Source organism: Hungatella hominis (assembly GCF_014288005.1).
Lineage (GTDB): Bacteria > Bacillota > Clostridia > Lachnospirales > Lachnospiraceae > Hungatella > Hungatella effluvii.
Genome location: NZ_JACOPB010000006.1, coordinates 220,453 through 244,306, shown reverse-complemented (window position 1 = coordinate 244,306; position 23,854 = coordinate 220,453). Strand labels below are relative to the sequence as shown.

At 50.8% G+C, this 23,854-nt stretch carries 20 protein-coding genes; 16 read left to right on the top strand and 4 right to left on the bottom strand.

Annotated features, from left to right (window positions below; translation table 11 throughout):
* The first annotated feature begins 17 nt into the window (after positions 1-17).
* The 7 genes from H8S75_RS15525 (at position 18) to H8S75_RS15495 (ending at position 6,543) form a co-directional block, all read left to right on the top strand.
* Complete coding sequence (locus tag H8S75_RS15525) at positions 18-650, top strand: dihydroxyacetone kinase subunit L (RefSeq protein WP_187022407.1); 633 nt, start codon at positions 18-20, stop codon at positions 648-650.
* 24 nt (positions 651-674) lie between these two features.
* Positions 675-1,673: a dihydroxyacetone kinase subunit DhaK gene (locus H8S75_RS15520; RefSeq protein WP_187022508.1), complete on the top strand. Its 999-nt coding sequence runs from the start codon at positions 675-677 to the stop codon at positions 1,671-1,673.
* 12 nt (positions 1,674-1,685) lie between these two features.
* On the top strand, positions 1,686-2,006 hold the full coding sequence (locus tag H8S75_RS15515; RefSeq protein WP_187022406.1) for a VOC family protein: 321 nt from the start codon (positions 1,686-1,688) through the stop codon (positions 2,004-2,006).
* Between the two features lie 12 nt (positions 2,007-2,018).
* Positions 2,019-2,849, top strand: a complete 831-nt coding sequence (locus H8S75_RS15510) for a class II fructose-bisphosphate aldolase (RefSeq protein WP_187022405.1) — start codon at positions 2,019-2,021, stop codon at positions 2,847-2,849.
* A gap of 149 nt (positions 2,850-2,998) precedes the next feature.
* Positions 2,999-4,102 carry an ROK family transcriptional regulator gene (locus H8S75_RS15505; protein ID WP_187022404.1) on the top strand — a complete coding sequence of 368 codons (1,104 nt, stop codon included), beginning with the start codon at positions 2,999-3,001 and terminating at the stop codon, positions 4,100-4,102.
* A 369-nt stretch (positions 4,103-4,471) separates the two neighbouring features.
* Positions 4,472-5,617 carry an MFS transporter gene (locus tag H8S75_RS15500; RefSeq protein WP_187022403.1) on the top strand — a complete coding sequence of 382 codons (1,146 nt, stop codon included), beginning with the start codon at positions 4,472-4,474 and terminating at the stop codon, positions 5,615-5,617.
* A 167-nt stretch (positions 5,618-5,784) separates the two neighbouring features.
* Positions 5,785-6,543, top strand: coding sequence for an SH3 domain-containing protein (locus H8S75_RS15495; protein ID WP_187022402.1), 759 nt, complete (start codon positions 5,785-5,787; stop codon positions 6,541-6,543).
* Positions 6,544-6,774: 231 nt separating this feature from the next.
* Here the strand turns inward: H8S75_RS15495 and H8S75_RS15490 are convergent, their stop codons facing one another.
* A complete protein-coding gene (locus H8S75_RS15490; protein ID WP_187022401.1) occupies positions 6,775-8,358 on the bottom strand; it encodes a putative polysaccharide biosynthesis protein in 1,584 nt (527 codons plus the stop codon).
* A 501-nt stretch (positions 8,359-8,859) separates the two neighbouring features.
* Between H8S75_RS15490 and nifS the strand changes: the two genes are divergently transcribed.
* Genes nifS through H8S75_RS15470 form a run of 4 tightly spaced genes read left to right on the top strand, consistent with a single transcriptional unit; the run spans position 8,860 to position 12,811 of the window.
* Complete coding sequence (nifS, locus tag H8S75_RS15485) at positions 8,860-10,044, top strand: cysteine desulfurase NifS (RefSeq protein WP_187022400.1); 1,185 nt, start codon at positions 8,860-8,862, stop codon at positions 10,042-10,044.
* 51 nt (positions 10,045-10,095) lie between these two features.
* Positions 10,096-10,533, top strand: coding sequence for a Fe-S cluster assembly scaffold protein NifU (gene nifU / locus H8S75_RS15480; RefSeq protein ID WP_002601175.1), 438 nt, complete (start codon positions 10,096-10,098; stop codon positions 10,531-10,533).
* Between the two features lie 47 nt (positions 10,534-10,580).
* A complete protein-coding gene (mnmA, locus tag H8S75_RS15475) occupies positions 10,581-11,660 on the top strand; it encodes a tRNA 2-thiouridine(34) synthase MnmA (protein ID WP_187022507.1) in 1,080 nt (359 codons plus the stop codon).
* The gene (locus tag H8S75_RS15470) at positions 11,657-12,811 is read left to right on the top strand and encodes an N-acetylmuramoyl-L-alanine amidase family protein (protein ID WP_187022399.1); all 1,155 of its coding nucleotides are present in this window, start codon (positions 11,657-11,659) and stop codon (positions 12,809-12,811) included. The genes mnmA and H8S75_RS15470 overlap by 4 nt, the downstream gene beginning before the upstream one ends.
* Positions 12,812-13,065: 254 nt before the next feature.
* On the opposite strand, the gene H8S75_RS15465 is transcribed toward H8S75_RS15470, so the two are convergent.
* Both H8S75_RS15465 and H8S75_RS15460 read right to left on the bottom strand, forming a co-directional pair.
* A complete protein-coding gene (locus tag H8S75_RS15465; RefSeq protein WP_187022398.1) occupies positions 13,066-15,312 on the bottom strand; it encodes a helix-turn-helix transcriptional regulator in 2,247 nt (748 codons plus the stop codon).
* Positions 15,313-15,325: 13 nt separating this feature from the next.
* Positions 15,326-16,744, bottom strand: a complete 1,419-nt coding sequence (locus H8S75_RS15460) for a sulfatase family protein (protein ID WP_243270283.1) — start codon at positions 16,742-16,744, stop codon at positions 15,326-15,328.
* Between the two features lie 253 nt (positions 16,745-16,997).
* On the opposite strand from H8S75_RS15460, the gene H8S75_RS15455 reads away from it, so the two are divergent.
* Genes H8S75_RS15455 through H8S75_RS15435 form a run of 5 tightly spaced genes read left to right on the top strand, consistent with a single transcriptional unit; the run spans position 16,998 to position 23,092 of the window.
* Complete coding sequence (locus tag H8S75_RS15455; protein ID WP_002601170.1) at positions 16,998-17,933, top strand: ABC transporter permease; 936 nt, start codon at positions 16,998-17,000, stop codon at positions 17,931-17,933.
* 11 nt (positions 17,934-17,944) lie between these two features.
* Positions 17,945-18,844: a carbohydrate ABC transporter permease gene (locus tag H8S75_RS15450; protein WP_110321584.1), complete on the top strand. Its 900-nt coding sequence runs from the start codon at positions 17,945-17,947 to the stop codon at positions 18,842-18,844.
* Positions 18,845-18,884: 40 nt separating this feature from the next.
* On the top strand, positions 18,885-20,510 hold the full coding sequence (locus H8S75_RS15445; RefSeq protein WP_187022396.1) for an extracellular solute-binding protein: 1,626 nt from the start codon (positions 18,885-18,887) through the stop codon (positions 20,508-20,510).
* Positions 20,511-21,884 (top strand): sulfatase family protein, encoded by a 1,374-nt coding sequence (locus tag H8S75_RS15440; protein ID WP_187022395.1) that lies wholly within the window; start codon positions 20,511-20,513, stop codon positions 21,882-21,884.
* 29 nt (positions 21,885-21,913) lie between these two features.
* Positions 21,914-23,092 (top strand): glycoside hydrolase family 88 protein, encoded by a 1,179-nt coding sequence (locus tag H8S75_RS15435; RefSeq protein ID WP_187022394.1) that lies wholly within the window; start codon positions 21,914-21,916, stop codon positions 23,090-23,092.
* 235 nt (positions 23,093-23,327) lie between these two features.
* On the opposite strand, the gene H8S75_RS15430 is transcribed toward H8S75_RS15435, so the two are convergent.
* Entirely contained in the window at positions 23,328-23,648 is a 321-nt protein-coding gene (locus H8S75_RS15430; protein WP_243270282.1) for a hypothetical protein, read from the bottom strand.
* Between the last annotated feature and the right edge of the window lie 206 nt (positions 23,649-23,854).

Below are 23,854 nucleotides of genomic sequence, written 5' to 3'. Positions count from 1 at the left end.
GAGAAAGGAGGTTACATATGTTACTTTCAAAGCCTGAGATAACCAGCATGCTTCGTGGTGTAGCCCGGCTCTGGTGCGCGAATAAGGACCGCTTAAGCGAGATTGATTCACGCTTCGGAGATGGGGATCACGGAGTCACCATCGGCAAGATCGCCGGACTCATCACCAAAAACCTGGACACATGGGAGGACGACGATATTGAGGAATTTCTCCAGTCCCTGGGAGACGATACGATGGAGATTGGGGGCGGAAGCGCCGGACCCCTCTACGGAACGATGATCGGAGGGCTGTCAGATCCGCTGTCAGGCAGCGACGCCATCGACAGCGAGGGGCTGAAGGCCATGCTGGAAGGATGCCTGGCCGCTATGGAGGACATTACGACGGCACGGACCGGGGACAAGACGATGATGGATGCCCTGATTCCGGCGGTTTTGGCGGCTAGAGACGTGGAGGGAGGAATCCCGGATATCTTAAAAGCGGCGGCAGATGCGGCGGAGCAGGGCGCCAAAGACAGCGAGCAGTACTTATCAAAGTATGGAAGGGCCAGGAGCTACAAGGAGCAGACCATAGGAACTCCGGATGCGGGGGCAGTCAGCACGTCGCTGTTTTTCAGGGGATTGTATGACGGTCTGATGGAAGCGGAACGATAATTCTTAGAACAGGAGAAATGAATGATGAGAATGAAAAAATTTATCAATGATCCGGAAAATTTGACACCTGAATTGCTGGAAGGATTTGCAGAAGCCCATAAGGAGCTGGTGGAGCTGGGAGACCAGCGCATGGTCATAAACAGGAAGCTTCCGGATGCGGACCGTGTAACGATCGTGACACAGGGCGGATCGGGACATGAGCCGGCGATCAGCGGATTTGTCGGAGAAGGAATGGTGGATATCTCTGTGGTGGGAGATGTCTTCGCTGCACCGGGACCGCAGGCATGTGTGGATGCGATCCGGATGGCGGATAAGGGAAAGGGCGTTCTCTATATCGTTCTCAACCACGCCGGCGACATGCTGACCGGCAACCTGACCATGAAGCGGTGCGCTAAGGAAGGCCTGCATGTGGTTAAGGTGGTGACTCAGGAGGATATTGCCAACGCACCGAGATCCAACGCAGACGACAGACGGGGCCTGGTGGGATGTATTCCTACCTATAAGATAGCAGGCGCCGCGGCCGCGGAAGGAAAGAGCCTGGAAGAGGTTGCAAAGATCGCACAGCGTTTTGCAGATAATATGGCGACTCTCGCTGTGGCCGTGACAGGAGCGACTCACCCGGCAACGGGAAGTCTTCTGGCCGATTTAGGAGAGGATGAGATGGAGATCGGCATGGGACAGCACGGAGAGGGAGGCGGTGGACGCCAGCCTTTAAAATGTGCCGATGAGACGGCTAAAATTATGCTGGATGGCCTGATTTCCGATCTGGATATCAAGTCGGGCGAGAAAATCATGCTGATTTTAAATGGCACTGGCGCCACCACGCTGATGGAGCTGTTTATCATTTACCGGAAATGTGTTTCCTATTTAAAAGAGAAGAACATCGAGATCGTGGCAAACTACGTAGGCGAGCTGCTGACCGTGCAGGAGCAGGGCGGATTCCAGATGTTTATGGCAAGAATGGATGACGAGCTGCTTCGCTACTGGAACGCACCGTGCAATACCCCATACCTGAAAAAATAGGAGGAGGTCCCTATGGCGGCAGAATATATGCATATTGGAATCCCTGTGCTGAACAGGAAAGAGGGAATGGTTTACAATGAGGCCATGAAGTTCTGGGTAAGCAATGTGGACGACTATGATTTTAAGATCGAATACTTAAAGTTTGAGGAGGGGACGCCGTTTCCGGAGATCCTTTCCAAGCAGCCGCATGTGGCTTACCGGGTAGATGATTTGGACGGCTATGCGAAGCAGGCGGACCGGGTCATCTTCGGACCGGTCGACGCGGGTCCGGGAGTACGGCTGGCCTTTGTCATCTGGGATGACGCGATCATTGAACTGTATGAAGAAAAGTAAGGAGCTGGCTGAATGTTAGTAAATATGAATGAGGTACTTGCAGCTGTCCAGACGCGAGGCTGCTGTGTGGGCGCGTTCGATACGCCCAATCTGGAGATTTTAATGGCCGTTATCCGGGCCGCGGAAAAACGGAAGGAGCCGGTCATCATCCAGCACGCCCAGCTTCATGAGCCGGAGATGGCGCTTCGCGTGATCGGGCCGATCATGATCCGCATGGCGAAGGAATCGACCGTGCCGGTCTGTGTGATGCTGGATCACGGCGAGGACCTGGACTATGTAAAAAAAGCCCTGGATCTGGGCTTCTCAGCGGTCATGTATGACGGCTCCTCCAGGCCATACGAGGAAAATGTCCGCATGACAAGAGAGACCGTTGCCATGGCTCAGGAATACGGCGCCAACGTGGAAGCGGAGATCGGGATCGTGACCGGCCATGAGGGAAAGGAATTCGTGGGCGGCGCCTATACGGATCCGGAACTGGCCGCAAAATATGTGAAAGAAACGGGCATTGATGCGCTGGCCGCATCAGTGGGAACTGTACACGGCTTCTATGCCGCCCAGCCAAAACTGGATTTTGACCGCATTGTGAAAATCAGAGAGCTGACCGGTGTTCCGCTCGTCATGCACGGCGGTTCCGGAATCAGCGTGGAAGATACCCAGAAAGCCATCCGCTGCGGAATCCGGAAAATCAACTACTTCTCCTACATGTCCAACGCCGGCGTAAAAGGCGTGCAGAAGCTTCTGGAGGAGAAAAACGTGAAGTATTTCCATGAGTTAGCCAATGCGGCGATCGATGCGATGGAAGTAGATGTTTTGAATGCAATGGCGATGTTTGCATTAGAGTAAGACAGATCAAAAAAAGTATGTATGTAATACCGCGGCCGGACTTTTTGCGGAAAGTCCGGCCGCGGTATTTTGCCTTGCCTTTCCCTGCCCCCTCTTGTATAATACTTATATAAAACGATTCATAAAAGAAGATTATCGGAGACGATTCCATGATAGAAAAGAAGAAGCTGAATAAAATCAAGATTGCAAAATTTATTCGTTATAAAGGCAGCACGTCCAAACCGGAGATCGCTGCGGAGCTGGGGATCAGTATGCCTACGGTCTTACAGAATGTGAAAGAACTGACGGAAGCCGGAATTGTCGGGGAGATCGGAGAGTATGAGTCTACTGGAGGCCGAAAGGCAAAGACCCTTTCTATCACAGCCACATGGAAAATGGCGGTGGGGCTGGATATTACGTTAAACCACATCAGCATGGTCGCGCTGGATTTAAAGGGAGCCATAACGGGGAAGAGACGCATCAAGAAGAATTTTGAAAATTCGTTCGATTACTATAAGGCATTGGCGGAGGAGCTGGATTGTTTCCTGGAAGACATGGGCGCCGCGCCGGATAAGATCCTGGGAGTCGGCATCTCCATACCGGGAGTAATCGACCAGAGCCGGGAACTGATTGTCCGATCCCACGTACTGCACCTGGACAACGTGAAATTTCAGGTGGTCAGCCAGTTTATCCGGTATCCGGTATCCTTTGAAAATGACGCCAACAGCGCGGCGCTGGCGGAATTTGTCCACCGGGACCGTGACGCGGTTTATCTGTCCTTGAGCAACTCCGTAGGCGGTGCAATTTACGTGAACAGGGAAATCTATGCGGGGGACAATTTTAAGAGTGCGGAATTCGGCCATATGGTCATAGAACCGGAAGGAAAAACGTGTTACTGCGGAAAAAAGGGCTGTATGGATGCGTACTGCTCGGCCAGAGTGCTGTCGGATCACACGGATGACAGCCTGGAGCTGTTTTTCCAGAAGCTGGAAGACGGCGACGATGCCATACGGGATATATGGGATTCCTATTTAAGCTATCTGGCAATATCGGTGACGAATCTACGGATGGCCTTTGACTGCGACATCATACTGGGAGGATATATCGGCCAGTATTTAAAACCGTATATGATTGACTTAAGCCAGAAAATGGCCGGCTATAATATGTTCGAGCAGGACACGGTTTATTTAAAGAACAGCCGCTACGGCATGGAAGCCGCGGCAGTGGGCGGAGCCATGAAATATATTGAAGCATATTTTGAAGAGCTGTCGTGAGGAGCTGTTACTCGAAACGGATCAGACAAAAGAGATAGTATGGAAAGCGTTATGGTTTTCCGTATCCTCTTTTTTGTCTGAGGTCTGTTCCTTTACAGCATCTAAAAAATATGGTATACTAAAAAAGCGCAGGCTGATAATAATTATCCTGCAGCAGCCGTTTTATCATCATTCAGAAGGAACGGCCTGCCACGGAGGTCCTTTATGAAAACCCATTCTTTTTTTAATCCATACAATCCCACGTAGAAAACAACAATTTCAGAATTACCATGCGTTTTGGCACTGTAGATCACAGGGCTTATTTTGCGTATCGTAAAACGGGCGCCGGGTTATGAAATTTGTGAAATCGATGAAAATGGAGCAGAAAGTATGAAGATAAAAAGAAATATCTATCTGATGTATGGGATTTCCCTCCTGCAGGGAATGGTATTTTACGGACCGATCGCCACGCTCTATCGGCAGGCGGCGGGAGTTACCGTGTTTGAAATAACTTTAATTGAGAGCATATCGCTTGCCCTGTGCATCGCCCTGGAGATGCCGTGGGGCGTAGTGGCCGACAGGATCGGATATAAGAACACTCTGGTGATCAGTTCCCTGATCTATGTGGTATCTAAGGTGGTGTTCTGGAAGGCTGACGGTTTCGGCGGATTTCTTCTGGAACGGGTGATGCTGAGCGTTGTGATGGCGGGAATGTCGGGCTGTGACGTGAGCCTGCTGTACCTGTCATGCCGCGAGGGGGAGAGCCACCAGGTGTTCGGCGTGTATAACCTTTTAAATACCGCAGGCCTGCTGGCTGCGGCTCTGATCTTTTCTGTCGCTATCGGCGATGATTACCGGCTGGCCGGATTTTTGACCGTACTGACGTATGCAGCTGCGGCGGCGCTGGCCTTCGGGCTAAAGGAAGTAAAGGAAAAAGAGGACAGAAAGCCGGTGAAAGGCCGGTTCCTGACGTGTTTGAAGGAAGTGGTGAGTGATAAACGCTTCCTGCTCCTTCTGGTGGGCATGGCATTTCTGGCGGAGACGAACCAGACCATCACGGTGTTTTTAAACCAGCTGAAATACGAGGCGTGCGGGATAGCACCGGCTAATATGGGATATATCTATATCCTTGTAACCGTAAGCGGAATGGCCGGAGTCTGCTCGGCCGGATTTACGGGGAAAATCGGTATGAAACGGTTTGCCCTTCTTTTATTTTGTGCAGCCTCCGTCGCCTGTGTGATACTGGCCCTGACCGGAAGCGGTGTGCTTGCGGTGGGAGGCGTCGTGCTGCTTCGCCTGTCGGCCAGCCTTTTCGTGCCGCTTCAGACGGAGATACAGAACCGTCATATTAAGGCGGCAGACCGTGCCACCGTTTTAAGTATCTACGCAGTCTTGGCGGAGGGAACGGGAATCGCCACCAATCTGCTGTTCGGCGCGGCGGCCCAGGCCGCCCTTCCGGCCGCTATGTTCTGCGGGGCAGGAATGTGCGCGCTTGGCGCTGTATTTTTCATAATTTGGCACCGTACTGCAAAATAAGGTGAAAAACAAGATGTAAGATAATATGCAGAATAAGATGCAGAACAAGATGCAGAACAAGATGCAGAATAAGATGGCCCGCCGGATGTTGCACACCGTCGGCCGGGATGATATACTGAGAGCATCTGGTATTGAACCAGGATGAAAATCAGGCGGAGGTGACCGACATGAAAAAGTATCCGGGAATTATCCTGGCAATGACAACGGCTGTGATGATCACATCCTGCTCGTCTGTCTTGAACGGAGGAGACACAAAGAGTACACAGGAAGGCGCGGCCAGTGAGAGTGTGACGACGGAAGCGCAGACCGATGCGATAAAGATAGAGAATGAGACGGATCCCGAACCGTCCTCCGAAACGGAGACATCGCCCGAGGCGGAAACATCTGCTCCGTCTCAGGAGTCGAAGCCCGGAGAGACAGAGGCTATGCCGGTCTACACCGTAACCGCGGTTCAGAAGACCATGTATGTGACTCAGCCTGTCCATGTGCGGGCCAGCTATACGACGAAGTCCGACGTTCTTACCAGCTTTGGGACCGGCCAGAAGGTCAGTGTTACGGGCCAGTCGGCCAACGGCTGGATGCGGATCTCCTATAAGGGCGGGGACGCTTATATATATAAGAAGTATTTAAGCAGCTCAAAGACGGAGAGCGAGACTAAGGCAGCGGCATCGGTGCCGTCACCTGAAAACACGCCCACGGGACAGAACGGCTCGAATTCCTCGAATACTCAGAACACCTCAGCGCCCTCCGGCCCTTCGGTGCCAGGCGGAAATGATAATATTCCGATCGTGGAGCCGTCGCCGCTGACGCCCTCCGCGGGAACGCAGAACACGAATTCCACGGCAGGGCCTGGCTCTTCGACTGCACCGGGAAGCAGCAGTGGCGCCGGAACCGGGATGATTACGTCGATTGGCCCGGGAATGTGAGAGCGTGGGAAGGTTAAAAGATGAGTAGATGAGTAGATGAAAAGAGGCGGTTACTCCAGGAGATGGAATGCTCGTGGAAGTAACCGCCTTTTTTGTTTCACAGGAAAGTTCATCCTATGAAACAAAAAACCTCCGAGGGATGCGCACTCCGCGCTTAGGAAATATGGCCGCTGAAGCGACCGCGCTCCGGCGCGAGAGTCCGGCGGGCCGGACTCTTTAGTTATACTCTGTTTACTCCGCCTGAATTTCCCTCTTAAAGAAATGGGCTCCGGCCAGAAGCAGAAGATAGCAGAGGGACAAAATCAGGATGTGGAAGCCGGTTTTGATAAACAGCGGAAGCGCCGCGAACGGATCGCAGACGGAGCTTGCCGCATAGTAGATTCCGATCGCCATCACCATGAGAAGGGCTGGTTTCACAATCATATCCCATGCATTCCAGGAGAAGGAGACCTGCTTTTTCAGGGAGAAGATGTGCATCAGGGCCAGAAGCAGCTCGCTGGCCAGCATACCGATCAGGTACGCCATGATTCCGAATTTCGGGATGCCAAACAGCACGAAGGCCAGTCGGACGAAAAGAGCCGTCACGTTCTGAATAAACGTGGTGGAGGTTTTTCCAAGGCCGTTTAAGATACTTCCCATGGTGGTGACCAGATAAAGGAAGGGACAGAGCCATGCCAGGGTCATGATGAAGGATCCGGCATTTTCATCCTTAAAGACACTGACGCCCAGATCGTTGCCAAACAGGGTGAAGATTCCGATGCACAGGATTCCCACGTACAGGCAGTAGCGCAGGGACATGGAGATAGTACCTGCGATCCGCCGTTCGTTTCCTTCCGACTGGGCCTCGGCTACCGTGGGAAGCAGCAGGACGGCCAGCGAATTGAAGATCGTGGAGGGGAACAGGATAAATGGCAGCGCCATTCCCGTAAGGACGCCGTAAATACTGAAGGCCTCGGAGCTTGATAAGCCGAACCGGTTTAAGGAACCGGGAATCCAGATCGCCTCCGCACTTGAAAGAATATTCAGGAGGAGGCGGTTGCCCATAAGCGGCAGCGCCAGGGTCATGAGTGCGGGTGCGGTTCGGCGGAAGGAATCGGCCGCGGCCGAAAAACGACGGCCGTCGGAATCCGTATCTTTCGCGTAGGTGCCATCCGGCAGTTTCGGCGGGAAAAACTGACAGGCCGCGACGGTATAGAGGGTGGAGGCGATCTCCCCGATCAGATGGCCGGCCACAGCCAGCTGGACGGTGATCTCGATCCCGGCTTCCAGCATAATATCCGCAATCAGAAACACGGCACCGATGCGGACAGACTGTTCAATTACCTGAGCGAATGCCGGAACCCGGGTACGCTGCATACCATAATAGTAACCGTTGATGCAGGCATGGATGGCGGCGCAGGGTACGGAGACGGCTATGTAGGTGAGAAGCGGTGCACAGCGCGGTTCCATCAGGATGCTGCCGGCCAGAAAATCCTGGAACCGGATGATGAGCCAGGCCAGGACAAAAGAAGTTGACATGGAAATGACGAGGCCGGTCCGGAAGATGGAACGGCCTTTCCTTACATTGGCGGCAACGGACTGGGAGATGGCCGTCTGGATGGACCCTGCGCACAGGGCAAAGCAGATGCCGAATACCGGATGGACCATGTTGTAGAGCCCCAGTCCCTCCGCACCGATGGTTCTGGAAAGAAAGATTCGGTAAAAGAACCCCAGCACGCGGGTAATGAGCCCTGTAGAAGTAAGGAGGAGAGTGCCCGTAAACAGGGCATATTTTCTTGGCGAAAGTTTTTGGGAAATCTTTAAAGAATCCTTCATGAAAACTCCATGATATGGGAATTATTATAATATATTTCTAATGAGCCCCCTTCATGACATTTTTCACTTAGCTTTCAGAAAGAAGGTTACCATTCACGGCCCGGTCTGGCCTGCGCTGTCCGGTCTGGCCCTGCCGGTTGACGCGGCCTTTCCGGTTCCGGTTTCGGGGATAAGCACTTCTAAACGTGCAGAATTTTTCTAAAAACCAGGGGAAATCCCCAAACTCGCTGGCGCTCAAACAGGTGGGGATTTCCCCTGAACGAAAAACTCTGCGCGTTAAGAATTGCTAATACCCTGCAAAGTCACCGGAAAGGCCGCGTCAACCGGCAGGACCAGACCGGACAGCGCAGGCCAGACCGGGCCATGAATGGTAACGAAGGAAGACCCAACTGTAACAAAAACGATAACTATTCCTATTGAAATTATAGGAAATCTGTGTATAATAGAAAATGTAGATGAAGCTTTTAACTTTAGGACTACAGAAAGGCGGAACTAACAATTATGAAACGATTTATTTATCTTGACAATGCAGCGACGACAAAGACACGGCCGGAGGTTGTGGATGCGATGATGCCGTATTTTACGGAATTTTATGGCAATCCATCTTCCGTGTACGAGTTTTCCAACGAATCCAAGAAGGCGATCAACCGTTCCAGAGAGACGATTGCAGATGCCATTGGAGCAAAAACCAATGAGATTTACTTTACAGCGGGAGGCACTGAGTCCGATAACTGGGCACTGGCCGCGACGGCTGAGGCTTACCAGGCGAAGGGAAATCACATTATTACCAGTAAAATTGAACACCATGCAGTTCTTCACACATGCGAATATCTGGAGAAGCGCGGTTTTGAGGTGACATATTTAGACGTAGATGAGAATGGTGTCATCAAAATCGATGAACTGAAGAAGGCAATCCGCCCCACCACCATCCTGATTTCCATTATGTTTGCCAACAACGAAATCGGAACGATAGAACCGGTGAAGGAGATCGGTGAGATCGCGAAAGAGCACGGAATTATCTTCCACACAGACGCGGTTCAGGCCTTCGGCCACGTTCCGATCAATGTAGATGAGTATCATATTGATATGATGAGCGCCAGCGGCCACAAGTTAAACGGCCCCAAGGGAATCGGATTTTTATATATCCGTACCGGAATCAAGACGCGTTCCTTTATGCATGGAGGCGCCCAGGAGCGGAAGCGCCGCGGCGGCACCGAGAACGTTCCGGGGATCGTTGGCTTTGGAAAGGCCGTAGAGATCGCCATGAACACATTGGAAGAGCGCACGAAGAAAGAGTCTGAGCTGCGCGATTATTTGATGAAACGCGTGATGGCGGAGGTTCCCTATGTGAGAATCAACGGTCACAGAACCAACCGGCTGTCCAACAATGTGAACTTTGCCTTCCAGTTTATCGAGGGAGAATCCTTACTCATCATGCTGGATATGGATGGAATCTGCGGTTCCAGCGGTTCTGCCTGTACGTCGGGATCTTTGGACCCATCCCATGTGCTGCTGGCCATCGGCCTGCCTCATGAGATTGCTCACGGATCCTTAAGACTGACGCTGAATTCCGATAATACCATGGAAGAGATGGATTATGTGGTCGAATCCATCAAAAAGATCGTAGAGAAGCTGCGTAGCATGTCACCTTTATATGAGGACTTCGTAAAGCGTCAGAATCGGTAATAGGCTTACGTAAATTGTCGATATATTACTAAATATAGGAGAAAAATAAAAATGTATACAGAAAAAGTTATGGATCATTTCGAGCATCCAAGAAATGTAGGAGAAATAGAGAATGCCAGCGGCATGGGTACGGTAGGAAATGCGAAATGCGGCGATATCATGAGAATTTATCTCGATATTGATGAAAACGGAATCATCAACGATGTAAAGTTTAAGACATTTGGCTGCGGCGCAGCGGTGGCTACCAGCAGCATGGCAACCGAGATGGTGAAAGGCAAATCGATCCAGGAAGCGATGGAAGTAACTAACAAGGCGGTGTGTGAGGCGCTTGACGGACTGCCGCCAGTTAAGGTACACTGTTCCTTACTGGCAGAAGAAGCCATTCACGCTGCCTTATGGGATTACGCCCAGAAGAACGGAATCGAGATTCAGGGCCTGAAAAAACCGAAGTCAGATATCGGTGAGGAAGAAGTGGAAGAAGAATATTAAAGCCGGCGGTGAACCGGATGCCGGCAGAAGAAACGGAATGTGAAGCGATGAATAAACCAAAAGTAGTAGTAGGAATGTCAGGCGGCGTGGATTCCTCCGTGGCAGCATGGCTGCTGAAGGAGCAGGGCTATGATGTCATCGGCGTCACGATGCAGATCTGGCAGGACGAAGAGAAAGAGGCCGTGGAGGAGAGCGGAGGTTGCTGCGGCTTAAGCGCGGTGGACGACGCCCGCCGCGTGGCCTGGGATTTGGGGATTCCATATTATGTGATGAATTTCAAAGAGGAATTCAGAGAAAATGTAATAGACTATTTTGTGGATGAATACAGGAACGGCCGCACCCCGAATCCATGTATCGCCTGCAACCGGTATGTCAAATGGGAATCGCTGTTAAAACGGAGCCTGGATATCGGAGCGGACTATATCGCCACAGGTCACTATGCCAGAATTGAGCAGCTGGAAAACGGGCGGTACGCACTGAGAATGTCCGTTACGGCGGCGAAAGACCAGACGTACGCACTCTATAATCTGACGCAGTACCAGCTGGCTCATACGCTGATGCCGGTTGGCGCCTATTCTAAGGATCAGATTCGTGAAATCGCGGACCGGATCAATTTAAAGGTCGCCCATAAGCCGGACAGCCAGGAAATCTGTTTTATCCCCGATCACGATTATGCCAAATTTATTGAAGAAAACACGGGAAAAGAGCTGCCGAGAGGCAACTTTGTGGACCTGGATGGCAATGTTCTGGGACAGCATGAAGGAATCACCCACTACACGGTTGGCCAGCGGAAGGGATTAAACCTGTCCATGGGCCATCCCGTCTTTGTCACGGAAATAAGGCCGGAGACGAACGAAGTCGTCATTGGAAATTCGAATGATGTCTTTTCCGATACGCTCCGCTGTAACCGCCTGAACTGGATGGCGGTCGACGGACTTCACGGCGGTGAGATGCGCGTAAACGCAAAGATCCGCTACAGCCACAAAGGCGCCCCCTGCACCATCCGGGAAGTGGGCGAGGATCTGGTAGAATGCCGGTTTGATGAGCCTCAGAGGGCGATTACACCGGGGCAGGCCGTCGTGTTTTATACAGATACTTACGTTGCCGGAGGAGGTACGATACTGTGAATAAGAAGAGAAGAACCGGAATTTATATCGTAACCGCGCTTGTGTGCCTCCTGACACTGGCCGGATGCGGCAGGAAGTATGAACCGGTCGAGGTGCCGACGCTGGAAGAGGCTTCCGGTGATATCACACTGGAAAATGGAGAAGAGACGGCAGCGGTTTCTATTGAGAATGAGACCGGGAATGGAAAAAACGGGACAGAGAAGCCGGGGGGCCAGGCGGGGACAAGCGCCCACGAGGCCGCTGTGACTACGGAGACGGCTCCCGCCTTTACGGTGGTGGATGAAACCGTATACGTAACCGGCAGTCAGGTTAATATCAGAAAGAGCGCGGGAACGGGCGGTGCGGTGATCACTACGGTTTCCAGGGGAACTGCTTTGAAACGGACCGGATACAGCGACAGCTGGAGCCGTGTCATCTATCAGGATCAGGAGTGTTACATATCCTCCAGCTTTGTGTCAAAGGAACAGCCGGCTCCGGAACCGGAGACAACGGCTCCTGCAGTCACAGGCTCCGGTTCCGGCAAGATCATTGCCATCGATCCGGGACACCAGGCGAAGGGCAATTCAGAAAAAGAACCGATAGGGCCGGGGGCATCGGATAAGAAGGCCAAGGTTGCCTCCGGAACGCAGGGAAATGCGACGGGGATACCCGAATACAAGCTGACGCTTGCGGTCTCCTTGAAGCTTAAGGAAGAACTGCTTAGCCGGGGCTATCAGGTTTATATGATCCGGGAAACTGATGACGTGAATATCAGCAACGCAGAGCGGGCCGAGATGGCCAACAAGAGCGGTGCGGATATTTTTGTGCGCGTTCATGCCAACTCTTTAAACGATACCAGTGTTCATGGCGCCCTGACCATGTGCCAGACATCGAAGAACCCTTATAATGGAAGCTTATACAGCAAGAGCTCTGCACTGTCCAAGGCAGTGGTAAAGGGCATCTGTGACACCACAGGCTTTAAAAACCGCGGAGTCCAGGAGACCGATACCATGAGCGGAATCAACTGGTGCAAAATCCCGGTTACCATTGTGGAGATGGGATTTATGAGCAATGCAGAGGAAGATAAAAAGATGGCCACCGATGAGTATCGCGCGAAGATCGCAAAGGGAATCGCGGATGGGATTGATGCTTATTATGCGGCTGGAAATTAAAGATTTTGGGAAATTTTCTATAAGATGCAGACAGTTATACAAACAAAAAGAAACGGCAGGTGCCTGCCGTTTCTTTTTGTTTGTAAATCATGTTTCAGTATACGCTCTAGCTCATAGACTTCGTCATCTTCACGGACACCGATTACAGCAACCAGCATATGATCGCTGCAACGGATAAGTTGGTATACGATACGCAGACCGGCGCCATTTCCATAGCCGCCTTCGCTTTCAGGTAATGGATTTTGCATGTTTTATCAGCTAATACTGGAACTTTTTAAGGATTCCATGTAGGCCTTAGGGGTAACTCCGGTGTATTTTCCAAATACGCGGATGAAACTGTTTGCGCTGTTGAAACCGACCATCAGGCTTAATTCTGCGATTTTAATACCATGTTCCTTCTGGAGGAGTTCTTTGGCTTTTTCGATTCGATAGCGGTTTAAGTAGTCTTTGAAGTTTTGGCCGCTCAGCTGTTTGAACAGGATTCCGCAGTACTTGGGGGAGATGTTGAACTGGTCCGCCATGTCGTTTAACATGATATCGTCGGTGTAATTCGTGTGGATATAACGGATCATCTCATTCAGAAGCTTCTCATCGTTGTTTTCGCCCCGGCAGCTCACCGCGGTCAGAATGTCCTGAATTGCGTGTCTTAAGGTGGTAATGGTGACCGAATCACTCCAGTGTTCATACAGATACATAAAATTAATATCTTCTTTTAAAAGTGCTTCCGGCGATGTCTTCAGTTCCTGGAAGACACGGCCCAGTGTACCGATCAGGACATAGACGAAGCTCTGAATCGACTCGATCGACAGCGTTTTCTCTACCAGGTTCGTACGGATCAGCTGATCGAAGATTTGGAGCGCCTCCTCTTTGCCTTCCACGATACAGTGGACCATCCGGTTCTCCATGGAGAGCGGGTAGGAATACGTGACCGCGTCCACGGAACGGATCTGTTCGAAGGTCAGGATATTGGTATGGCCGTATACGTGCTTGTATTCCAGGATGCGCAGCGTCTCCTGATAGGCCAGCCAGATCCGGTTTAAGCCGTTTCTGGGATTGCTTAAGGCAATCCACTGGTTGATCGTCTCATCCTCGGGCTTCTGTGTCAGATAGCGGAGGAGCTCGTAGAGCTGCAGGAGAATCTCGTCTGTGTTACCGCTTTTCACGATCATGGCGCACCGTGTGGAATCCAGGTCCACGAATATCATGTCAGGTACGTTCATGGTAAACTCATGGACATACTGCTTTAAAATAACGATACAGCTGGGGGAGGAACCCTCATTTACAGGCTGGAACTCCACTACTACCACGCTGTAATCCTCTTCCGGCTCTTCTCCGCATTCTGCCAGGCCTCCCGGCTGGGGTGCGAAGAGCAGACGGCGGTATTGCTGCTGGGAGGCGAGGCGTTCATTTTCGTCCATGGCCTCCATCAGTGTCTTGCTTAAGGATTTTATTTTTTCCGAATTCTGCCGTAAAATCTTAAATTCATCGATGGGTTTACCAGCCTCAGGGGAATCCATGGAATCTTCCACGACTTCCCGGATTGGCTTATAGAGCGCCTCCACCAGCAGCGCGATTAAAAAGGTGAAAATGCAGGCTGCCGTGACCAGAATCAAAAGAAAGAATACAATCTGGCCGGAACCCAGCATGTAGCTGTCATAGACATAGGCAATTTCCCATCCAATGGCAGGCAGGCTTGTAGGAAATACGTACTCCTTTCCAAGCTTGAAGAATTCCTGCTGTCCGATTCCGGAATCGGCTGCCTCCATACCCATACTCATCATATTTGAAAAAACTTCATCCATATCGGCTTCCCGATGGCTGACCGCCAGCAGCCGGTCGTCACTGTAAAGCAGAAACTGGCCTGGCCTGGCAGAGCCTGTAAGCGTCTCGATCGGAATCGTGACAAAACACAGAAGGCTGGAAGAATGCCGGTAATCCTTTACGATATAGTAAACGGATTTTAGGCGGTCATTCTCATAATGAGGCAGGCAAAAGGGTCGGTTGGAAGCGGAAAAATGCTGATCCATGGACTCCATTTCTTCTTTTGACAGCCCCTTTACGTGTCTTAAAAATTTATCCCTGTCCACGGTCCCCGACTGGTCCAGGACCATACCGTACGATTCTCCGTCAAATTCCAGCGGACCTACCGTCGTCACAGCCAGCTCATAATTGAGCATGGAAGAGTCCGTGGTGATGATTCGCAGCTGCTTTAAGGCGGTTATGGAATTGAAATAGAAATCGTTGGCGGAGGATGAATTTACCCATTTCGTAATGCTCTTATCACGGCTGACGTCATTGACTGCCCGCGAGATCAGATTCATGGCGATGTTGGAATTGGCCTCCAGCGCGGCCGTGGAATTTGATAAGTTGTGGATATAGCTGCTTTTCTGCTGCAGGTGAAGGTAGCTGCCTGACAGCACTGCAAGCAGGACTATCACTATGGTACCGGTAGAAATCAGGATTTTATACAAACGGTTTTTATAGATACCAGATGAAAACATAACGTCAGACCATCTACTTTCGTTTAATCTCCAGGGCGTATTTCTCCACGGCGCTGAGACCCTGATGATGCTCAAATCCCAGCGGATGGCGGCGGTAGCTCCCGGTGCCTGCCGTCTTTAGGGTGAAGAAAGGATCATCGCTCTTTTCCAGATGATGTTTAAGCAGGGAACGGTACTTTTCCAGAATCGGGGAGTACTCCGGTTTACCTGCCAGGTTGGTTTTTTCATATCTGTCATTTCTCATGTCATAAAGCTCCTCGCTGTCCGGCTCCAGATAACAGATATACTTATAATCCTCGTCGCAGATCATGCGCCCGGGAACGGTATAATCGCGGAATTCATCGTACCATTCCGCCACTGCGGCGGTCCGGTCGGAATGCGTTTTTACTCCCGTGATCTGAGGCATAAGGGATATCCCTTCCAGTCCGTCAGGACAGGGGAGTTCTGTATAATCCAAAAGCGTGGGAACCAGATCCAGAAGAGAGGTTACGCCGCCGATGCGGGACGCTTGATTCCCACCCGGAAGCGCGAAAAAGAGAGGTACCCGGTTCGTCTCCTCGTAAAAAGTGCCGTACTTTGTCACAAGGTGGTGAGACGCCATCCCTTCACCGTGATCGGCCAGAAAAACGACCATAGTCTGATCCGCGGCACCGCTTTTTAAAAGCGCTTCGAGAATCTGGCCAATCTGTTTGTCCACCATGGACAGGTAGTAATAATAGGCGTAAAGGTAGTGGCGGAAATCATCTTCCTTCCAGCCGCTGGCCTGGCGCTGCCTTCTGTGTGCGCAGCAGAGATACTGGATGAATTCCGGCCGGTTGGCAATATCGTCGAAATCAAAGTTTTCCGGCAGAGGAGGAAGCTCCCGCTCCAGCGGGAAATCGCCGTATCCTTCGCTGTGTTCGCCAATGTAGGCGCAGATGTTGTGCGGATTCTGCAGGTCAGAGACCATGAGAAACGGCCCTTCCGGCCGGGAAGACAGGTACTGGACGGACTTTTCCGTTGTGTCGATATCAAGATACGTCTCATAATCGAATTTGATGGCCGGATTCGTCCGCGGGATATGGATTTCCTCGGATTCGATGACCTTAAAGCCTCTAAGTGCCCCATAATCATGAGTCTTGCCAAAATGCACACAATCATAACCGGCATGGGAAAACAGTTCTCCCAGCGTCGGAATATCGTTGGAGACCGCTGGAAAGCCTTGATCGGGCAGGTTGGAGAGTACGCCGGTCTGGTGCGGATAGCGCGAGGTCCAGAATGAGGCCCGGGCCGGCTGACAGAGCGGACAGGAAGTATAGGCATACTCCATGACGGCGCTCCGGGCCGCCAGACCATCGAGATTCGGCGTGGAAGAATATGTATTGCCGTAGGCACTTAATGCCGTGGCGGAAAGTTGATCGCAGATGATGATTAAAATATTTTTTTGCTGCATTGTGTATACCCCCATTTGTTTACTTATTTAAAAACATGTAATCCGAGTATAAGGGAATGAGCTGTAAAAATCAATCATATGGCGCGAATCGGGTGAATTGGTGATGAGTTGAAAAATGAATATAAAAAAGCAATCCTATTGCAGATGACCTGAAAAACAGTGATTTACTTTTCCGGATGAACGGGTTTAAAGTGGATATCAGAAGCGGGAATGAGCTTTGTAAAATTAATTGAATATGAGAGGGGAGTTACAAATGTTTAAGCAACAGGGCGGCAACAAAAATAAAGAATCCTGCCTGCACTCAGTCAGAAAGAACTGGGATTTATATCTTCTTCTGCTTCCGGGGGTGCTGTGGTTCCTGGCGTTTGCCTACAAGCCTATGGCCGGTCTGGCGATTGCCTTTTACGATTACAACATCTTTAAAGGAATCTCGGGAAGCACCTTTGTGGGACTGGACAATTTCATTACCTTTTTAACAGGAAGAGATTTTCTGAGGGTTTTGAAAAATACACTGATGATTTCTTTCTGGCAGCTGGTCGTCTGTTTCCCGATACCGATTATCCTGGCGGTCGCGGTTACGGAGATGAAGAACAAGTTTGTCAGCAAGATGACGCAGATGACAACACTCCTTCCGCACTTCGTATCGGTCGTCGTTGTCTGTGGTATCGTGGTCAACTTTCTTTCTCCCAGTACCGGTATCGTCAACATGATTCTGGAAAAGCTGGGAATGGAGCCGGTCTACTTTATGGTACAGCCTCAGTATTTCAGAGGAATCTACACGATCATGACCCTGTGGCAGAACGCAGGCTTCAATGCGCTCGTCTTTATTGCGGCCATCATGGGAATCGATCCGCAGTTATATGAAGCGGCCACTGTGGACGGAGCCGGAAAATGGCAGAAGATTAAGAATATTACCGTTCCGGCGATTCTTCCGACGATTGTCACCATGTTGGTGTTAAATATCGGAAAGATGGTAAAAGTAGGATATGAGGCCATCCTCCTTCTGTATCAGCCATCTACATTTGCCAAAGCGGATATTATTGCTACCTATTCCTACCGCCTGGGATTTGAAAATGGGAACTACGGTCTCGCTACGGCGGTCGGTATGTTTGAGGCAATTGTCGCCCTGGTACTTGTCACGTTGGCCAACCGGTTAAGCCGTAAGCTTTCCGATACGGCACTTTGGTAAGGAGGCGCGAGATGAAAAATAAAAAAATCCATCAGGGACAGGTAATTGGAACAGGCGAAAAGGTATTTAATGCAGGCATGGCGATCCTTGGAATTGTAATCAGCCTGGTTGTGCTCTATCCGATCTATTACGTGCTGATCGCATCGCTCAGTCAGCCGTATTACGTGGAGAACGGCGATGTCATGTTTGCCATCAGGCATTTTACATTGGCAAGCTATAAGGAAGCCATCAAGAAGAGCGGCATCTGGCTGGCCTACGGAAACACTATTTTTTACACGGTTGCCGGCGTTGTGGTAAATATGCTCTTTACGACGACCATGGCCTACGCCCTCAGTAAAAAGAAGCTGGTCTTCCGCAAGTTCTTCACCTTATTTACCATATTCACCATGTGGTTTAACGCGGGAATTATCCCCATGTACTTAACCTTCAAGGATTTCAGCCTGTTAAATACCAGAACGGCCATTATCCTTGGGTTTGCGATCAACACATACAACTTGATTATTATGAAGAGTTTCTTCGAACAGCTTCCCGAGGCACTGGAGGAAGCGGCGTTTATCGATGGAGCCAACCATATTATTACATTTTTCAAGATTTATTTACCGCTCTCCAAGCCCGCGCTGGCTACGGTGGGACTGTTTTACGCGATCAACCGCTGGAACAGTTACTTCTGGGCCATGCAGCTGTTAAATGACGACAGGAAGGCGCCCCTTCAGGTATTGTTAAAGAAGATGATCGTAGACCGGGTGGCCAACGCTTCGGAGGCGGCAATCGTAACACAGAATTCATTAAGTTCTCCAACCACGGTAATTTATGCTATGATAATCATAGCCATTGTACCGATGCTGATCGTATTTCCGTTTGTACAGAAATACTTTAAGACCGGCGTCACCGTTGGAGGAGTGAAGGGTTAACTTATCATAGCAGTTACAACAAAAAGGAGGTATTTCAAAAATGAGAAAAAGAAGACTTATGGCGGCGGCAATGGCGGCAGTAATGCTTACCGGCACACTGGCGGGCTGTTCTGCAAAGAGCGAGACAAGCGGCACAGAGGCGGCAAAAGGGGAGTCTGGCGCCAGCCAGGCCCAGACAGAGGAAACGCTGGAAGGCAGCCTCGTGAGCAAGGAACCAAAAGAATTTACCGTATTTTTAAATTTCAATAACATGCCGTTCGACTCGAACTGGCAGGTATGGCAGGAAGCTGCGAAGAGAACGAATATCAGTCTGAAGGGAACCATTTCCCTTTCCAATTCCAACGAAGAAGAGGCGTTTAACCTGATGATGAGCTCCGGCAATCTGGCCGATATCATCGGCTACGTAGACGCTTCCTCCCTGGAGAAGCTGGGACGCGACGGCGGAATGATTCCGTTAAACGATCTGATCAAGGAACATGCGCCGAATATCCAGAAGGTGCTGGACGAGGACGCCAGATTCCGCCAGACGGCATACTCTCTGGACGGCAATATCTACCAGATTCCGAAAAATCAGGAGCTCAAGGCTGCCGAGTTCTGGTGGATCAGACAGGACTGGCTGGATAAATTAAACTTAAAGGCGCCGACCACCGTCGATGAACTCCACGATGTGCTGTATGCGTTCCGCAACGAGGATCCCAACGGAAACGGATTAAAGGACGAGATTCCGCTGTTCGACCGCGCCGGCTGGAAGCAGCCGGATGAGTATCTGTATCTTTGGGATACCAGCCTTGAATTCTATCCGAGAGACGGAAAGATGAAATACGAACCGCTGGAAGAGAACTTCAAGACAGGCGTTTCCAACATGATCAAATGGTACCAGGAAGGACTGATTGATCCTGAAATCTTCACAAGAGGCGCTTCCTCCAGAGATACCCTGCTGGGCGGCGATCTCGGCGGCTGTACCCATGACTGGGTGAGTACGGCAAACTATAACTCCACGCTTCAGGAGACCATTCCAGGCTTCCAGATGGTAGCCATCGCACCGCCTGCGGATCAGAACGGTGTTGTAAAGGAACGTGTATCCAGATATCCGGGTGTGGGCTGGGGAATTTCCTCCCAGTGCAAGGATCCTGTAACCGTGATTAAATTTATGGATTACTTCTTCACAGAAGAAGGAAGCGACTTAATGAACTGGGGAATCGAGGGAGATACCTTTACAAGAGATGCGGATGGCAGCAAACACTTTACCGACACGGTACTTCAGTCCGAACTGACACCAATTGGATATCTTCGTTCCATCGGCGCCCAGTACCGGATCGGCATGTGCCAGGATGGAGACTACGAGTATGCGACCATGAAGGAAGACGGAATCGAGGCGAATAAGCTGTACAATGGCCATGATGAGTGGTTTGACGATTCTCTTCCGCCTTACCTGGATGGAAAAATGGCGTTAAAGTATACCTCTGATGATGAGACCGAGTATAAGAACATTATGGCAAGCATCAAGCCTTATGTCGATGAAAAGTTCCAGTCTTGGATTCTCGGTGTCAATGATTTCGATTCTGAGTATGATACCTTTATCAAAGAATTGAAGGCCAGAGGCATCGACCGCGCGCTGGAAATCAATCAGAAAGCATATGATACTTTCCTGGGAGAAGACCGTTAGATGAAAAAGAAAAACCTGTTATACATCTTCGCCGACCAATGGCGCGCCCAGGCCATTGGGGCGGCGGGAGAGGACCATGTGAGTACGCCTCATATGGACCGTTTTGCCGGGGAGAGCATAGCGTTTGACCACGCAGTCAGCACGTACCCGCTGTGCTCGCCCCACCGCGCGTCTCTGCTGACGGGAAAATATCCGTACTGCTGCGGAATGTGGACCAACTGTAAGATTGGCCTGGATGAGACCGTCATGTTAAAGCCGCAGGAGGTAACCATTTCCGATGTCCTTCATGAAAATGGTTACGAGACTGCCTATGTGGGCAAATACCATCTCGACGCGAGCGAGATGAACTTTCACGAGAATCCGGAATCCGGTGCGGTGAACTGGGATGCCTTCACTCCTCCGGGAGAACGGCGTCATCACTTTGATTATTGGTATTCCTACGGAGCGATGGATAAACATCTGTCGCCCCATTACTGGAAGGATGAACCGAAAAAGGAAGAGGGCGCCAAATGGTCTCCGGAGCATGAGACGGATATTGCGCTGGATTATCTGGACGGCCGGAATAAGGAAAAGCCATTCTGCCTGTTCCTTTCCTGGAATCCGCCCCATCCTCCCTATGATCTGCTTCCGGAAAAATATGCGGACCGTTACCGGGGAAAAGAACTCGTATTCCGTGGAAACGTCCCGGAAGAACTGAGAACCGACGAGGCGTTCCGGAAGAAGTTCGGAGAGTACTACGGAGCCATAGAAGGACTGGATGATAATTTTGGCCGGATCATGGAGTATCTGGACCGGGAAGGCCTGACAGAGGACACGATCGTAGTGCTGTCGGCCGATCACGGGGACTGTATGGGTTCTCATGGCCTGATGGGAAAGAACATCTGGTACGACGAGTCCATCAGGATTCCTCTCTATATCAGGGGGCCACAGGTTGTAAAGGGGCACAGCGACGCCCTGATCGCCAGCCAGGACCACATGCCAACACTTCTGGAACTGCTGGAGGTGGCCGTTCCAGATACGGTTCAGGGAAAAAGCTTTGCGTCCCTGGCCCGTGGGGACTCCATGAAAGAGGAACCGGAACACGCTTTTCTCTGTATGATACCGGGCATGCCTGAACTGGTGGAAGAGTACCGGAAGCTGGGATTAAACAACAAGGCGTTCGGCTGGCGCGGAATCAGAACGAAGGATATCACCTATGTCGTTGACAACGGGACGTCTCCGTCCGAAACGCAGAGACGGATGTTTTACGATAATAAGAAAGATCCCCTGCAGTTAAATCCTGTCGAACTGGATCAGCAGGACGCCATAGCGGAAACTTATGACGCGGTAATAAGATCCTATTTAAGGAAAACGAGAGACCCGTTTCTTCTGTAAAAGAGGAGCGGTGAGAGAGGAGACAGAATATGGCGCAGACAATGAAACGAATCCGTCAGTATCCGGGAACGGATGCGGAGAAAAGAAAGAAGTACATGGACGCAGCCACGGAGATCGTCCGGTCCAACCTGCCGGAATTCACGGAATTTTTTGAGAGTTCCAACAGCGAGGGCGGCTTTTATCTGCCGACAGAAAACGTAGAATGGACAACCGGATTCTGGACCGGCGTGATCTGGCTGGCTTATGAATATACAGGGGAGGCCTGCTTTAAGGAGGCGGCGGAATCTCAGGTCGAAAGCTTCCTGAAACGAATCCGGGAGAAAATCGATGTAAATCACCATGATATGGGATTTCTCTACAGCCTTTCCTGTGTGGCAGCTTATAAGCTGACCGGCAGCAGCCATGCCAAAGAAGCAGCACTTTTAGCTGCGGATCATCTGGCCGGCCGCTACCGGGAGAATGGCCGCTTTATCCAGGCCTGGGGCAATGTCAACGAACCGTCGGAATACCGTCTGATCATTGACTGTCTGCTGAACCTGCCGCTGCTTTACTGGGCCAGCGAGGTTACCGGAAATCCCGATTACGCCAATAAAGCTGAAAACCATATCCGGACGGCGATGAAATGTGTGATGAGACCGGACTGCTCCACCTACCACACGTATTTTATCAATACCGTGACCGGAAAACCGGACCACGGCGTTACCCATCAGGGAAACCGTGACGGCTCCGCCTGGGCCAGGGGCCAGGCTTGGGGAGTATACGGCATTGCCTTGAGCTATCGGTACTTAAAAATACCCGAATACCTGGATCTGTTCTGCCAGGTCACCGATTATTTTATCGCCCATCTGCCGGAAGATCTGGTTCCATACTGGGATTTTGATTTCGATACGGGAAGCACGGAACCACGTGATTCCTCGGCTTCCGCCATCGCCATCTGCGGAATTCTGGAGATGAGCAGCTATCTGGATAAAGCGAAAGCGGAGAAGTATTTAACAGCCGCAGACAAGATGCTCTGTGCCCTGATGGATCACTGTGCCAACACGGATAAGACCCGTTCCAACGGCCTTTTACTCCACGGAACGTACGCGCGCGATTCCGCGTACAATACGTGTATAAACAGGGGAGTGGACGAATGCAGCACCTGGGGCGACTACTTTTATATGGAGGCGCTGACCAGGAGAATGAAAGACTGGAAGCCTTACTGGTAGGGGCAGCTGCGCGGCTGAAGCATCGAAGCGTGAAAATGGCTCCGATATGCCGATGATGTGATGTGCAAATGATATGCTGTATGGATTTTTATAAATTTTGATACTGGAAGAGGGGGAACGGCAGCAGGATGCCATTGTTTCCCCTCTTTTTATTCCCGCGAGCAACGAGCCAAACGGACACGCTGGCGCGTCCATTTGGCGACTGCCGCGAGGTTTTTGACTGGTGATGATCCTGTTAGAGGATATTAAATTGTTTATATAGCTGCTCCCGATAGGCAGTATCCCTGATGGCGCGTTTTAAATCGTCAGTACGTTTTTGATCTAAGAGAAGTTCGGTGAGAGCGGCCATTTTACGTTCGCCCTGTTCGATACCCTGCTCAATGCCCTGTTCAATATTCTCCCTGTCTCTCTGCAGCAATGTCATATATTCCGCCTCCATTTCTTTACTCTGCTTAACATCAATAACTCTCTGGTGTATCTTTTTAACCAGTGAACTTTTAGCCTGCTGGGCGAAGGTGTCGGTGGTGTTTTCTATGTAGGTCAGAAATTCTTTCATCTCTTCGTCTATGTCGTCAACGGTTCCTTTTGTATTAAGAAACAGTTTTGTTGCCTCATCTCCCAGAAGCAGTCCTCCAGATTCAGGTCCTCAATTCGTTTTTCCATTTGTACGTCTCCTTTTATTTTATCATAAACACAGAAGTCATGAAAGACTAAAATATCAGTCTGTTCGCTGCCCCTTTTTGTATTTCGATTCGTAAATCG